General features: G+C 65.7%; 11 protein-coding genes. 9 read left to right on the forward strand and 2 right to left on the reverse strand.

Annotation, left to right across the window (positions count from 1 at the left end; genetic code table 11):
• The first annotated feature begins 54 nt into the window (after positions 1-54).
• The 3 genes from BM075_RS09205 to BM075_RS09215 all read left to right on the forward strand — a co-directional run bounded on the left by BM075_RS09205 (position 55) and on the right by BM075_RS09215 (position 2002).
• A complete protein-coding gene (locus tag BM075_RS09205) occupies positions 55-315 on the forward strand; it encodes a hypothetical protein (protein ID WP_093360386.1) in 261 nt (86 codons plus the stop codon).
• A gap of 91 nt (positions 316-406) precedes the next feature.
• Positions 407-817: a hypothetical protein gene (locus BM075_RS09210; RefSeq protein WP_143089846.1), complete on the forward strand. Its 411-nt coding sequence runs from the start codon at positions 407-409 to the stop codon at positions 815-817.
• A 201-nt stretch (positions 818-1018) separates the two neighbouring features.
• Positions 1019-2002, forward strand: a complete 984-nt coding sequence (locus BM075_RS09215) for a zinc-binding metallopeptidase family protein (RefSeq protein WP_093360388.1) — start codon at positions 1019-1021, stop codon at positions 2000-2002.
• 37 nt (positions 2003-2039) lie between these two features.
• On the opposite strand, the gene hrpB is transcribed toward BM075_RS09215, so the two are convergent.
• Positions 2040-4475, reverse strand: a complete 2436-nt coding sequence (gene hrpB / locus BM075_RS09220) for an ATP-dependent helicase HrpB (RefSeq protein WP_093360389.1) — start codon at positions 4473-4475, stop codon at positions 2040-2042.
• 8 nt (positions 4476-4483) lie between these two features.
• A complete protein-coding gene (locus BM075_RS09225; protein WP_093360390.1) occupies positions 4484-5194 on the reverse strand; it encodes a DUF3108 domain-containing protein in 711 nt (236 codons plus the stop codon).
• A 368-nt stretch (positions 5195-5562) separates the two neighbouring features.
• Here BM075_RS09225 and meaB point away from each other — a divergent pair, with 368 nt between their 5' ends.
• From meaB to BM075_RS09255, 6 genes are all read left to right on the forward strand, one after another.
• Positions 5563-6549: a methylmalonyl Co-A mutase-associated GTPase MeaB gene (meaB, locus tag BM075_RS09230; protein WP_093360391.1), complete on the forward strand. Its 987-nt coding sequence runs from the start codon at positions 5563-5565 to the stop codon at positions 6547-6549.
• Between the two features lie 293 nt (positions 6550-6842).
• Positions 6843-7886 (forward strand): NAD(P)-dependent alcohol dehydrogenase, encoded by a 1044-nt coding sequence (locus BM075_RS09235; RefSeq protein ID WP_093360392.1) that lies wholly within the window; start codon positions 6843-6845, stop codon positions 7884-7886.
• Positions 7887-8683: 797 nt separating this feature from the next.
• On the forward strand, positions 8684-9568 hold the full coding sequence (locus BM075_RS09240) for an AraC family transcriptional regulator (protein ID WP_093360393.1): 885 nt from the start codon (positions 8684-8686) through the stop codon (positions 9566-9568).
• A gap of 96 nt (positions 9569-9664) precedes the next feature.
• The gene (locus tag BM075_RS09245) at positions 9665-10582 is read left to right on the forward strand and encodes an ABC transporter substrate-binding protein (protein WP_093360394.1); all 918 of its coding nucleotides are present in this window, start codon (positions 9665-9667) and stop codon (positions 10580-10582) included.
• A 74-nt stretch (positions 10583-10656) separates the two neighbouring features.
• Positions 10657-12159, forward strand: a complete 1503-nt coding sequence (locus tag BM075_RS09250; RefSeq protein ID WP_093360395.1) for a sugar ABC transporter ATP-binding protein — start codon at positions 10657-10659, stop codon at positions 12157-12159.
• Positions 12149-13135, forward strand: coding sequence for an ABC transporter permease (locus BM075_RS09255; protein ID WP_093360396.1), 987 nt, complete (start codon positions 12149-12151; stop codon positions 13133-13135). The genes BM075_RS09250 and BM075_RS09255 overlap by 11 nt, the downstream gene beginning before the upstream one ends.
• Positions 13136-13370 lie beyond the last annotated feature (235 nt).

Below are 13370 nucleotides of genomic sequence, written 5' to 3' on the forward strand. Positions count from 1 at the left end.
GCTGCGCCTGGAAAAATGCTTGCGCCGCCAAGGGATGCGCGACGGGCCGGGTATATGTGCTGGTTCGGTCTGGCATGGATCGAATGCCTCGCCGAGATGCCATCCGACTTTATCCAGTTCGTTTCCGACCGAATCGAGGACGACGTGAACACCCAGTGTGCCGTGCTGTCCTGCGAAGATCCTGCGTCCCTGCGCGCGATCCGGCTGATGTTCTTCGAAAGCGCCCTGTCGGATTACGCCGCCAGGTCGGGCGGGCCGACGGTATTCAGCCCCGAGATCCTGGATCGCGTGCAAAAAGCCAACCCCCTGATTTAAGGTCGGCGGTTCTGTCCACGCCCTTCCGACATGTCGCGGTGGACCCACCGCGCCGCCCCGCTATTCTGAACGGAAGGTGAGGAGCGGGGTCATGCGGACAGGAGTGATGCGGCTGTGGTGGGGGCTGACCGGGGTGGCCTTTACGCTTCTTATCGCGGCTTGCGAGCCGGTCGACCCGGGGCTGGAGGCGACACTGCTCCCCATGGGCCAACGCGCAGGGTCTGCCGGCCCGCGCGGTGGCGGCGTTGCTCTGTCACCGCGGACAAGTTCCTCGGCAGATCCCGTGTTCAACCCGCAGGACCGTAGTCCCAACACCAATCCGCGGGTCGTGACCAACAATGTCTATGGCCCCGGGCGCAGTTCGGACGCCTACGGGCGGATGGTCTACCACACCCCCGGCCTCATCATCGAGCAGACAGCTGTCGGGACGGGCGACTACCGCGACCAGTACGGGCGGTCCGTTCGGTGCTACGGCGCCGGCGGCGGCACGGTCTGCCGCTAACTGGACCGGCCTCTGCGCCCCGGAATGCTTCCGGCATGCGAATATATCTTTTCACGGCGTCGTTGACTTGGCCCGAACGCGCCCCAATCTTCCCGGTCTGACGTCTCAAAAGCCCCGATCCGCTGCCGCCTAGGGTCCGGACGGGTTTTCAACCAGTGCGAAGCGCGGGGATCGTCACCCCGTTAGAACAGGATTTTCGTCATGCGGCTCTATGCCTGCCCCGTCTGTGACGCGCGGCTCTATTTCCACAACTCCTTGTGTGGAGCGTGCGGGGCAAACGTCTCCTACAACGACAGCGAGGACGCCTTCGTCACCGGCGTCGGTTCCTGCGCAAACGTCAATGAGATCGGCTGCAACTGGGTGGGCGATGCCGCAAGCGACAACCTGTGCCACTCCTGCCAAATGACCGACGTCATCCCGGACCTCGCGGTCGTGCCCAACCGGGAACTTTGGGCCGATGGCGAAGCGGCGAAACGGTGGGTGCTGGCCAACCTCGCCAGGTGGGGCTGGTTCGGGTCGGAAGACGAAGGGTCTCTGCCGTCGTTCGAGTTCAAGTCCGAGCAGACCTCGGTCGGCTCCGAACATGTGACCATGGGTCATGCGTCCGGCGTCATCACTCTCAACGTCGCGGAGGCCGACGACGCGATCCGGGTGCGTAACCGCGAGATGCTGGACGAGGACTACCGCACGATGCTCGGGCATCTGCGGCATGAACTCGCGCATTTCCTCCATGATCGGCTGTCGGCCGAAGAGCCTGACTTTCCCCAAGCCTTCCGGGAGCTGTTCGGAGACGAGCGCGCGGATTACGGGGAGGCGTTGGAGCGCCACTACTCGGACGGTCCGCCGCAAGGGTGGGAGATGTCGTTCATCACCCCTTATGCCAGCGCGCACCCGCACGAGGATTGGGCGGAGACGGTGGCGCACCTGATGCACTTGACCGACATTGTCGATACCGCGGAATCCGTTGACCTGTCCTGGCACACGACCAGTGAGCGGCCCGGCGATGCCTATGCCACGACGAAATCCGTGCCGTTGATCCGGTCGGCGGTGGATCTCGGGCTGGCATTGAACCAGGTGAACCGTGCCATGGGCCTGTCGGACCTCTATCCGTTCGTGCTCAACGATGCGGTGCGTACCAAGCTGGCCTTCGCGCATCACTGGCTGAACCGGAAGGCACGGCGGTAAGCGTCTCGGAGCGGGCCGCACCCGCTCCAGCGCGCACTCACGTGCCCCGTCGCTTCGCCCTGAGGGTCGGATCGGCTTGTGTCGGGTCCTCCGGCCAGGGGTGGCGGGGATAGCGCGCCCGCATGTCCTTGCGCACATCCGCGTAGGAACTGGACCAGAAGCCGGGCAGGTCCATCGTGGTCTGCACCGGTCGGCCCGCAGGAGACAACAGCGTCACTCGCAGGGGGAGGTGGCGCGGCCCGACGGTCGGATGGGTTGTCTGTCCGAACATCTCCTGCACTCGCAGAGAAATCTCCGGCGCCTCGCCCGCGTAGTCGATGGGCACCCGGCGTCCCAGTGGCGTGGAAAAGGCACCGGGAACCTCGCGGTCGAGCCGCTGCTGCGCGTCCCACCCGATCCGCGCCTTGAGCGGCTCGACAAGGTCCAGCGCGCGAATGTCCTCGGCAGTGCGCACGGAGCCGAGGAACGGCAGCAACCACGTTTCCGCCTCCGCAAGCAGCGCCTCATCGGCCAGATCGGCGATCTCGCCGCCTTCGGAACGATAGAGCAGCGCCCGCGCCTGCAAACGCCGCGCGGGGTCGCTCCATGGCAGCCCAAGCTGTCGCACGCCCTCCAACGCTGCGATGGCCAGCGCGTCCGGCGGCGCGTCCCGCCAGATCCGGTCTGAAAGTACCAGTGCGCCCAGCCGCTCCTGCTGCCGGGCCACCACGCGGCGGTCGCGTTTGGACCATTCGGCGACGTCAACCCACTGGATGCGGTCGCCGTAAAGCTCCCGAACCGCGCTTTCCGACAGGGGCAAGGCCAGCCGGATGCGCGCCTCCCGCATGTCCCCGTCGAGATCGGTTGCAACGATCAGGCGGTGCCCAGCGAGCGGGTCCGCCTCGTCCATCACCGCGCCCTTGCCGCCGGACAGCAGCCACCGTGGCGCGTCGCCCGGACGGCGCAGGCCGATCCGGTCCGGGTAGGCGAGCGCCGCCGCCTCGGCGGCGGGCAGCGCGTCCGCCGTGGGCGCCATTCTGGACAGCCGCTTCGCCTCGGAACGGATGCGTTCCAGCGCTCCACGGTCGGGCGCCACCGGCGCGGACTTCGGGTCCCGCAGGGCGGCAAGGCGCAGGGACAGGTCGGCGCCCGCGCCGCGCATCGGATCGCGCTCGGCCATGAGGGCGGCCAACGGAGCCGCGCCACGCCCGGCGCGGATCAGCATGTGCGCGAGCCGGGGGTGGAGGGGCAGGGCGGCCATCGCCCGGCCGTGCTCCGTGATCCGACCCGCCGCGTCGAGTGCCCCAAGATCCGCGAGCAACGCTTTCGCCTCCGCCAGCGCCCCCTCCGGAGGCGGGGTCAGAAACGGCAGCGTGTCGCTCCCCCAGAGCGCGAGTTCAAGCGCCAACCCCGTCAGGTCCGCTGCCTCGATCTCCGCCGGGGGAAAGGCCGCGAGCCCGCCTTCCTCGCCCCGCGTCCAGAGTCGGTAGCAGATACCCGGCGCCACCCGGCCCGCGCGTCCGGCCCGCTGCGTGGCTTCGGCGCGGGTGACCCGCTCTGTCACGAGCCGCGACATGCCCGACCCGGGATCGAACCGCGCGCGCCGCGCCTTGCCCCCGTCCACAACGCAGGTAATCCCTTCGATGGTCAGCGACGTCTCGGCGATAGAGGTCGCCAGCACCACCTTCCGCCCCTCCCGGGCCGGTGCGATTGCGGCACGCTGCGCCTTGAACGGCATCGCCCCGAACAGCGGCCGCAGCGCCACGCCCTCGGGTAGACGCGGTGCGAGCAGCGCCTCGGTGCGGCGTATTTCTCCCTCGCCAGGTAGAAAGACCAGGACGCTGCCGTCCGTCTCGGCGACGGCATCCATGACCTGCTCCGCCACGGCCTGCTCCAGCCGCGCACGTTTGTCGAGCGGGCGGGGGAGGTGCCGGACGTCCACCGGAAAGGCGCGCCCCTCCGCCGTGATCACTGGGGCGCCGCCCATCAACTCAGCCACGGGTGCGGCGTCCAGCGTGGCAGACATGGGCAGCAACATCAGGTCCTCCCTGAGCGCAGCCCGCACTTCCAGGCAGAGCGCCAGTCCGAGATCCGCATTGAGCGAGCGCTCGTGAAATTCATCGAAAAGCACCGCCCCGACGCCTGTCAGCTCCGCATCCGCCTGCAGCATTCGGGTCAGGATGCCCTCCGTCACGACTTCGATCCGGGTGGCGGGCCCGACCTTGCTTTCCCCGCGAATGCGGTAGCCGACGGTCTGCCCCGGCGCTTCCCCAAGTTGCTCCGCCAGCCGCTCTGCCGCCGCCCGGGCCGCAAGGCGCCTTGGCTCCAGCATCACGATCCGCCCGCCAACCAGCCCTGCCTCCAACAGCGCCAGCGGCACCCGTGTGGTTTTCCCCGCGCCGGGAGGCGCCTGCAACACGGCCTGACCCGCGCGGCGGAGTACCGCCAGAAGGTCTGGCAGCACGGAATCAATGGGCAGGGGGGCAGGGGCCATGGGCGCCTCTAGCGTCGGCGGAACACCATGTTCCCATAGCTGGTGCGGGCGCGAACCTCCACCACCGGCCATGGCTCGCCGCGCGACGTGTCGTAGATCACCACGAAATCGCGCATGCTCGCGTCGGCCAGATCCTTTTGGCGATAGCCCGCCACACGAATGTACTGCCCGGCGCAGACATGGCGCGCACCGTCCATCCGCCCGCCGCCCAGGCGAATGCGGTGCACCTCCCGCCCATCGTAGGTCGAGATGTCGAGGTTGCAGGCAAGTGCGGCAGGACGGGCACGGAGCAGGGCGTAGAGGCCGGTCATCGGGTCCACGGCGGCGGGAAAGTCCTTGCCGTCTGCGTGGAAGGATCTGCGCTTCGTGTCCGGCGGGTCCTGTGTGACGGCCGGGTACCCTCCCTGGAAGCGGATCTGCTTGGTTTTCCTCTCGCCGCGCTCGACAGTCACCTCGTCATATGCCGCCGGGTCGTAGGTATTCCCCTGCACCCGGCCGGAGGCGCGCGCTTCGGTTTTGAGCGAAAAGAGGCCACCGACCAGCCCGCTGGTGGCTGCCGTGCCGACCGCCTGATAGGCCCCATCCGCCTCGGTGGCGCGGATCGAGAGTGTCCCGCCCCGGATTCCAGCGAAGCTGACGTCGAAGTCCGCTGCCTCCTCCTGCGCCGAGAGGCTGGCAGGCAGGGCGAGGGCGAGGCAGAGGGCGGTCAGGCGGCGCATGGCGGGCTCTTCCTTGGGGCATGGCTTTCGGGGGCTTCGCGTTCGGCAAGGGGGCAGCAAAACCCCGCGGGCGTCAACCGCGGGTATCGCGCCGATCGGCGGTCCGCTGCCCAGCGATCTATCGTCCGCCGTTAATGCACTGGAAATGCAGGGAAAGTCAGGCCTCAATCCACCCTCGGCAAGCGGCGCAAGGCCGGCCCGGAGGGCTCCCGCCAGCCTCGGCGCCACAGGCGCCTGCGGCTGTTGGGCCGGGCGCGCCTTCGGCGCGCAGCCCGGACCGCGCGTCTGGACATTTGCCGGCTGTGGAGGGAAGAGGTGGCACCGCGAAGGCCGTACAATACACGGCGACGGACGGAGGACGACGGCAGATGGACACGAACGACCTGGCAGCACGAGTGAAGGCGGGCGAGCGGCGGGCGCTGGCGCGGGCGATCACACTGGTCGAAAGCAACCGCGCCGACCATCGCGTGCAAGCGGTGGCGCTGAACGAGGCCCTCGCGGGGACCGGGCGCGAAGCGCTGCGGCTCGGACTTTCCGGAACGCCGGGCGTCGGCAAGTCCACCTTCATCGAAGCGTTCGGTACCATGCTCACGGGGCAGGGTCTGAAGGTTGCCGTTCTGGCGGTGGACCCGTCGTCCACGCGCTCCGGCGGCTCCATTCTCGGCGATAAGACCCGGATGGAAACGCTCTCCCGCGATTCCAACGCCTTCATCCGCCCCTCTCCCAGCCAGTCCCAGCTCGGTGGCGTGGCGCGGCGCACGCGGGAGGTGGTGGCGCTGTGCGAGGCGGCGGGCTTCGATGTGGTGCTGATCGAGACGGTGGGCGTCGGCCAGTCGGAGACCATGGTGGCCGAGATGTCGGACCTGTTCCTTTTGCTGCTCGCGCCCGCTGGCGGCGACGAGTTGCAGGGCGTCAAGCGGGGCATCATGGAGATCGCCGACATGATCCTCGTCAACAAGGCCGACGGTGACCTCAAACCCGTGGCCAACCGTACCTGCGCCGACTATGCCGGGGCGCTGCGGCTGCTTCGCAAACGCCCAGAGGACCCGAAGGGCTTCCCCAAGGCTATGACCGTGTCGGCGGTCTCCGGCGACGGTCTCGAAGCGGCCTGGGAGGAGATGCAGACGCTTGCGGCCTGGCGCAAGGAAAACAGCCATTGGCAAGCACGCCGCGCGATGCAGTCCCGCCATTGGTTCGAAGAGGAAGTCCGCCAGGGTTTGCTGGCCCGCCTGTCCGGCTCCCCCGAGATGCGCTCAAGGATGAACGCCCTGGGCGCACGTGTGGCTGATGGCGAACTCGCACCCGGCGCGGCGGCGCAGGAGATGCTGGAGATTTTGGGCTCCGCCTACGCCTGATCCCGAACAGACTGCGCGGATACTGGACGCAGGGATCGGATCAGGCACTCGTTACCTGATTGCGTGCTCAGGGCCGACGCGAGTCGCTCGTGGATCGGGATGTCCGCCCCAGCACCACGAAGGGCGTCGCGAGGCGAAAGAGCTGCGGCGCGCTCGGAGGGTTTCCCACGCGGACCGGTACGAATTGAACCTGTGGCGAAAAATACCCCCGCCGCCGCCCCGCCGCCGGTTTACACGCCCACGCGTCCCGTCCTCATTTGCGCCAACGAAAACGATGTTCTTGGGAGCGAGAGATGGCGACTGCGTTGGTGCTTGAAGAAAAAGGGAGACTGTCTCTGCGGGACTTCCCGGTTGCGGCGGAACTCGGCCCGGATGACGTGCGGGTGGCCATTCACACCGTCGGTATCTGCGGCTCCGACGTGCACTATTACACCCACGGCCGGATTGGGCAGTTCGTTGTCAACGAACCGATGATCCTGGGTCACGAAGCCGCCGGTACCGTCATCGAGACCGGATCGGCGGTGTCGCACCTCAAGGTCGGCGACCGCGTCTGCATGGAGCCGGGCATTCCCGATCCGGTCTCCCGCGCGTCCAAGATGGGCATGTACAACGTCGACCCATCTGTACGGTTCTGGGCGACCCCGCCGATCCACGGCTGCCTGACACCAGAAGTCGTTCACCCCGCCGCGTTCACCTACAAGCTGCCCGACACCGTGACCTTTGCCGAAGGCGCCATGGTGGAGCCATTTGCCATCGGGATGCAGAGCGCTTTGCGTGCCCGCATCCAACCCGGCGACATCGGCGTGGTAACCGGCGCCGGCCCGATTGGCATGATGGTCGCCCTTGCCGCGCTGGCGGGCGGGTGCGCCAAAGTCTACGTGGCGGACCTGGCCCAGCCCAAGCTTGACATAATCGGCGCCTACGACGGGATCGAGACGATCAACATCACTCAGCAGCCGGTAGCCGACGCCATGAGGGACGCCACCGATGGGTGGGGGGCCGACGTCGTGTTCGAATGCTCCGGCGCTGCACCGGCTGTGCTGGACGCGCCCGCCATGGCCCGGCCCGGTGGTGCCATCGTACTCGTCGGGATGCCGGTGGACCCGGTCCCGATGGACGTCGTCGGGCTTCAGGTGAAGGAACTGCGCGTCGAAACGGTTTTCCGTTATGCCAACATCTATGACCGCGCGATCGCGCTGATGGGTTCGGGCAAGGTGGATCTGAAGCCACTGATTTCTGCGACGCTTCCCTTTGAGAAAAGCGTCGCGGCCTTCGACCGCGCGGTGGAGGCGCGCCCGACGGACGTCAAGATCCAGATCGAGATGCCTGGGCGCTGAAACGGGCAGAGGAGGAGGATCGTACCGTGTCGCGGACTCGATATAGGCACGTCGGGCGTGAGGCCGATCCAGATGGATGAACCTTTTGCCGCCACGCGGGATGCCCGTACGCCGGCCACCGCCTCGCGACCGTCTGCGCAACCTGAGACGCGTTCAGCAGGGTCCACGCTCCCCCTCAGATTGCGGAGTACGTCACCGCTTAACCTAACATCGTCGCGCAATATGCCGAAAAGTATCAATCTTATTGGGCCATATACCCGGCCCCCAGATCGTCTGAGGTCTGAGACCTGACACCGAAAGACGCCGGGAAGGAACGCCACCTTCCGGCGCAGAAATGACGGTTCCCAATTGCGCCGCACCGCCACGTTGATTCCGCGGGCGCGGAGGTACGATTTCGTCATGTGTCTCGAATACTCCAGTGCGCAACCTGTTTGTTGCCGATTCGCGGCGCGGCGGGTTCGTTTTTTCTTCCAGGTCCCTGAACGGCGTCGTCTGAGTGGTACGCCATCGGTCGGCAGTCCTCGTTCCGGCGCAAGGTTCATCGTAGGAGCGCGCCCCTCTGATGTTGCTCGAGTCTGGCCCAATCCACCGCGAATCTCCCCCTCCGCTCGATCCGCAGCCGACGGTGCGCCGCCGAAAACCCATACGATTCATCCGTCTGCGTCAAAAAAGTATCATCGAATTGTTGGTCAGGACGTGGAGCGGCTCCCCTCAGCGCTGATAGGGTGGGCTACGGTATACGATGCGGCAGCGCATCGCGGAGGAGTGAAGCGCGAGATATCGCGCCGGAGGAAGCCATGCAGCCCGACCTGGAGCTGGTGCACATTCGAAAGGGAGAGTCGTTTGCCGCCTGGCAACATGGCTATCCGTTCCGGACAGTGCGCTGGCACTATCACCCGGAGTACGAGATCCATCTCGTGGTGGAGACGTCGGGCAAGTATTACATCGGCGACCACATTGGGCGGTTCGCTCCCGGGCAACTCGTCATGACCGGCCCGAACCTGCCGCAGAATTGGCTGAGCGACGTACCAGAAAACGTGATCGTTCCGCGCCGGAGCCAGGTCATCCAGTTCCGAAAGTCGTTCATCGACGATGCACGTGAGGTGATGCCGGAGTTCGAGGCGTTCCAGCCCCTGCTCGAAAAGAGCCGCCGCGGGCTGCTCTTCGACCACGACACCGGCATGGCGGCCATGCCGATCATGGCCGCGCTGATGGAGGCCAAGAGCGTGCGACGCCTCTCGCATTTCTGCGACCTCGTGGACTTGATGCTGGCCGCGCCGGAGCCGCAAATTCTGGCCAGCCTCAGTTTTCAGAAGAACATGGACGAGGGCGAAGACAAGGGGATCAACCGGGCGATTGCGCACCTGCGCGACAACCTTTTGAACCCGATGCCCGAAAAGGAGCTTGCCTCGATGACGGGACAGAGCCGCAGCGCATTTTCGCGCTCCTTCAAACGGCACACCGGTACGACGCTCGTCCGCTACAAGAACCAGCTTCGGGTCGATCTTGCCTGCCACATGCTGCTGTCCGACCCGGACGCAAAGGTTGCCGATATCTGTTTCGACGTGGGCTTTTCCAACCTGTCGAACTTCAATCGGCAATTCTTCAAGCTGAAAGGAATGTCGCCATCCGAGTTCCGCACCACGTTCGCCGCTAACAAGCTGGTGCGAATGACCGGATAGCAAGCAACTTCAAATGGTTAATGACCTGCATGGCAATCACTGTGATCGCCGTGACGGGAAGGTTTTACCCATCTTCTTCATCAACGGGAGGTTCCTATGAAGAAACTACTGACCAACGTCTCTGCCGCCGCACTGGCTATCGCCGCGACGTCCTTCGCCGCGAGCGCACAGGACGACGCGCTGAAAATCGGCATGACGTTCCAGGAAATGAACAACCCCTACTTCGTGTCTATGCAGGAGGCGCTGCAGGAAGCGGCCGACATGCTGGGCGCGGAACTGGTCATCACCGACGCCGGCCACGACGTCGCCAAGCAGATCTCGGACGTCGAGGACATGCTCCAGCAGGACATCGACATCCTGCTTCTGAACCCGACCGACAGCGCCGGCATCGAATCCGCCGTACGCATGGCCAAGGAAGCGGGCGCGATCGTGGTCGCGGTCGATGCCAACGCCAATGGCCCGGTCGACACCTTTGTCGGCTCCAAGAACCGCGATGCCGGCTACATGTCGTGCAAGTACCTGGCCGAGGCTCTGGACGGAGACGGTGAAGTCGCCATCCTCGACGGTATCCCGGTGATTCCGATCCTTGAGCGGGTCGAAGGCTGCAAGGCCGCGCTGGAAGAATTCGAGGGGATCGAACTGGTCGACACCCAGAACGGCCGTCAGGACCGTTCGGTCGCGCTCGGTGTGGTCGAGAACATGATCCAGTCGCACCCGAACCTCGAAGGCATCTTCTCCGTCAACGACGGTGGTGCGATGGGTGCGCTGGCCGCGATCCAGGGCTCCGGCCGCGATGTCAAGCTGACCTCCGTCGACGGCGCGCCGGAAGCGGTGACCGCCATCGCCCAGGGCACGCCGTTCATCGAGACGACGGCCCAGTTCCCGCGCGACCAGGTCCGCGTTGGCCTCGGCATGGCGCTGGCCCAGCTCTGGGGCGCGCGCGTGGTTCCGTCAGAAGTTCCGATCGACGTGATGGTCGTGGACTCCGAGAACGCTGAAGGCTTCAGCTGGTAACAGGTCCCTCCCGAGCCGCTCCCGTGCCTGTCGCGGGGGCGGTGCCTTTTCACCCATCCTGTCGCGGGGGCACCATGCTGGAACTCAAGGGAATAAAGAAAAGCTTCGGCAGCATAGAGGTGTTGCACGGGGTCGATCTGGACGTGCGCGCGGGCGAGGTTCACGCGCTCCTCGGCGAAAACGGCGCCGGAAAATCCACACTCATGAAGGTCCTCTGCGGCATCATCAGACACAGCGACGGTGTGATCCGCATTGACGGCAAGGAGTGCAGCTTCTCGAACTACGACGAGGCCATCGCGGCTGGCGTCGGGATTGTTTTCCAGGAATTCAGCCTCATCCCGTACCTCAACGCGGTCGAAAACATGTTCCTCGCCCGGGAAATCAAGACGCGCTTCGGCCTGCTGGACCGCGCGGCCATGCGCCGCCGGGCGCAGGAGATCCTGCAACAGCTCGACGTGGACATTTCGCTGCACCTTCCGGTTGCCTCCCTTTCGGTGGCCGAACAGCAGTTCGTCGAAATCGCCAAGGCGCTCTCGCTCGACGCGCGCATTCTCATTCTCGACGAGCCGACCGCCACCCTAACGCCGTCTGAGGTGGAGCACCTGTTCAAGGTGATCCGGGAGCTGCGCAAGAAGGGCGTGGCCATCGTCTTCATCTCGCACCACCTGGAGGAGATCTTCCAGATCTGCGACCGCATTACCGTGCTGCGGGACGGGGAATATATCGGCACCTGCAACGTCTCCGACGTGGACAACGACGGCCTCGTCGAAATGATGGTCGGCCGGAGGATCGAGAACAGCTTCCCACCCAAGCCCGGTATCGCGCCGGATGCGGCGCGGGTGCTGGAGGTCGAGGAGGTGCAGCTCAAGCGGGGCGGCCCGATCTCTTCCTTCTTCCTGCGCGAGGGAGAAATTCTCGGCTTTGCCGGCCTTGTCGGTTCAGGACGCACGGAAACCGCACTCGCGCTGTTGGGGGCCTATCCGGCTGCGCGCTGCAAGGTGAAAGTCGACGGCGTCGAGACGCGGTTCGCGGAACCGGCCGACGGGCTCGCCCATGGCATCGGCCTGCTGCCCGAAAGCCGCAAGGAACAGGGACTGATCACGAGCTTTTCGATCCTGCAGAACGTATCGCTCAACAACTACGGCAAGTATCGCAAGAACACCTGGTTCATCGATCTGAAGAAGGAACTGGCCTGCACGAAGGACGCGATGGGCCAGGTGAGCGTCAAGGCCGAGGGCCCCTTGAGCCGGGTCGACACCCTGTCGGGCGGCAACCAGCAAAAGGTCGTCATCGCCCGCTGGATCAACCACGACATGAAGATCCTGATCTTCGACGAACCGACCCGCGGGATCGACGTGGGCGCCAAGGCCGAAATCTATCTGCTCATGCGCGAATTCACCGCGCAGGGCTATTCCATTGTCATGATCTCTTCCGAACTGCCCGAAGTCATCGGCATGTCCGACCGGGTGTGTGTGTTTCGCGACGGCGGCATCGCCGCGACCGTGGAGGGTGCGGACATCACCTCGGAGACCGTTATGACCTATGCCACCACCGGGAGACCAGACCATGCCGCATGACGCAAACACTGCCGTTGCCGGAAAGGCAGGAAACGGCAGGACCCTGAAACTCGGCACGATCCTGCATTCGCCGCTGGTTCTTCCGCTGGCGGGCCTGATCGTCGTGTCCATCCTGATGGGCCTGGCGAGCGACAACTTCTTCAGCGTGGCCAACATCTTCAATGTGTTGCGGCAGGTGTCCATCGTCGGCATCCTCGCGGTGGGAATGACCTTCGTCATTCTGACCGGCGGGATCGACCTCTCGGTGGGCGCCGTCATGGCGCTTTCGGGAACGATTTGTGCCGGGCTGGTGGTGAACATGGGCATGCCCGGTGTGGTGGGGCTGCTCGCGGGCCTACTCGTGGGCGTGGGCTTCGGCCTGTTCAACGGGGCGCTGGTTGCTTGGGGCAAGATGCCTGCGATCATCGTGACGCTGGCGACGATGGGCATCGCCCGCGGCCTCGGGCTGATCTATTCTGGTGGCTACCCGATCAGCGGCTTGCCGTCGTGGATGTCCTGGTTCGGAATCGGACGTCTGTGGGACATTCCCGTGCCGGTGATCCTGATGTTCATCGTCTACGCCGTCGCCTGGGTTCTGCTGCAACGCACGCCGTTCGGTCGCTACGTCTATGCCATCGGCGGCAACGAGACCGCGGCGCGGCTCTCCGGCGTCAAGACGCGGCGGGTGAAGCTAGCCATCTATGCGATCTCGGGTCTGACCTCGGCTTTTGCCGCGGTTGTCTTGACCGGGCGTCTGATGAGCGGCCAGCCGAACGCCGGTGTCGGGTTCGAGCTCGACGCGATCGCCGCCGTCGTTCTGGGCGGGACCTCCATCGCGGGCGGTCGCGGTTTGATCCTGGGAACGCTGATCGGTGCGGTGCTGCTGGGCATCCTGAACAACGGCCTGAACCTTATGGGGATCAACCCGTACCTGCAGGACGTCATCAAGGGCTTCATTATTCTGCTGGCCATCTACATCGGCCGGGAATGGCGCTGAGGCGGCCTTGCGGATTGGTCGAAATCCCGCCCGTCCACAGCCCTCTCAGAAAGGGTCCGGCCGGGCCGCTCGGCCCGCCGACCCGCACCAAGACAAAGGTCTGGCCCGCGCAGGACCCGGCCACCCCCGGGGCAGAAACGGCCCCGCCCTGACACGCCTCGTGGCTCGGCAACGCTTCACGGCACCCTCCGCAGGATGGACGCTCGTCGGGCGCGTGCCGCCGCCACGGCAAAAG

The sequence above is a fragment of the Tropicimonas isoalkanivorans genome (genome assembly GCF_900112335.1).
GTDB classification, from domain to species: Bacteria; Pseudomonadota; Alphaproteobacteria; order Rhodobacterales; family Rhodobacteraceae; genus Tropicimonas; species Tropicimonas isoalkanivorans.

Excerpts from the sequence above, each read along its gene's own strand:
- BM075_RS09205 (WP_093360386.1), top strand. The coding sequence starts at position 55 with ATGTGCTGGTTCGGTCTGGCATGGATCGAATGCCTCGCCGAGATGCCA.
- BM075_RS09210 (WP_143089846.1), top strand. The coding sequence starts at position 407 with ATGCGGACAGGAGTGATGCGGCTGTGGTGGGGGCTGACCGGGGTGGCC.
- BM075_RS09215 (WP_093360388.1), top strand. The coding sequence starts at position 1,019 with ATGCGGCTCTATGCCTGCCCCGTCTGTGACGCGCGGCTCTATTTCCAC.
- hrpB (WP_093360389.1), bottom strand. The coding sequence starts at position 4,475 with ATGGCCCCTGCCCCCCTGCCCATTGATTCCGTGCTGCCAGACCTTCTG.
- BM075_RS09225 (WP_093360390.1), bottom strand. The coding sequence starts at position 5,194 with ATGCGCCGCCTGACCGCCCTCTGCCTCGCCCTCGCCCTGCCTGCCAGC.
- meaB (WP_093360391.1), top strand. The coding sequence starts at position 5,563 with ATGGACACGAACGACCTGGCAGCACGAGTGAAGGCGGGCGAGCGGCGG.
- BM075_RS09235 (WP_093360392.1), top strand. The coding sequence starts at position 6,843 with ATGGCGACTGCGTTGGTGCTTGAAGAAAAAGGGAGACTGTCTCTGCGG.
- BM075_RS09240 (WP_093360393.1), top strand. The coding sequence starts at position 8,684 with ATGCAGCCCGACCTGGAGCTGGTGCACATTCGAAAGGGAGAGTCGTTT.
- BM075_RS09245 (WP_093360394.1), top strand. The coding sequence starts at position 9,665 with ATGAAGAAACTACTGACCAACGTCTCTGCCGCCGCACTGGCTATCGCC.
- BM075_RS09250 (WP_093360395.1), top strand. The coding sequence starts at position 10,657 with ATGCTGGAACTCAAGGGAATAAAGAAAAGCTTCGGCAGCATAGAGGTG.
- BM075_RS09255 (WP_093360396.1), top strand. The coding sequence starts at position 12,149 with ATGCCGCATGACGCAAACACTGCCGTTGCCGGAAAGGCAGGAAACGGC.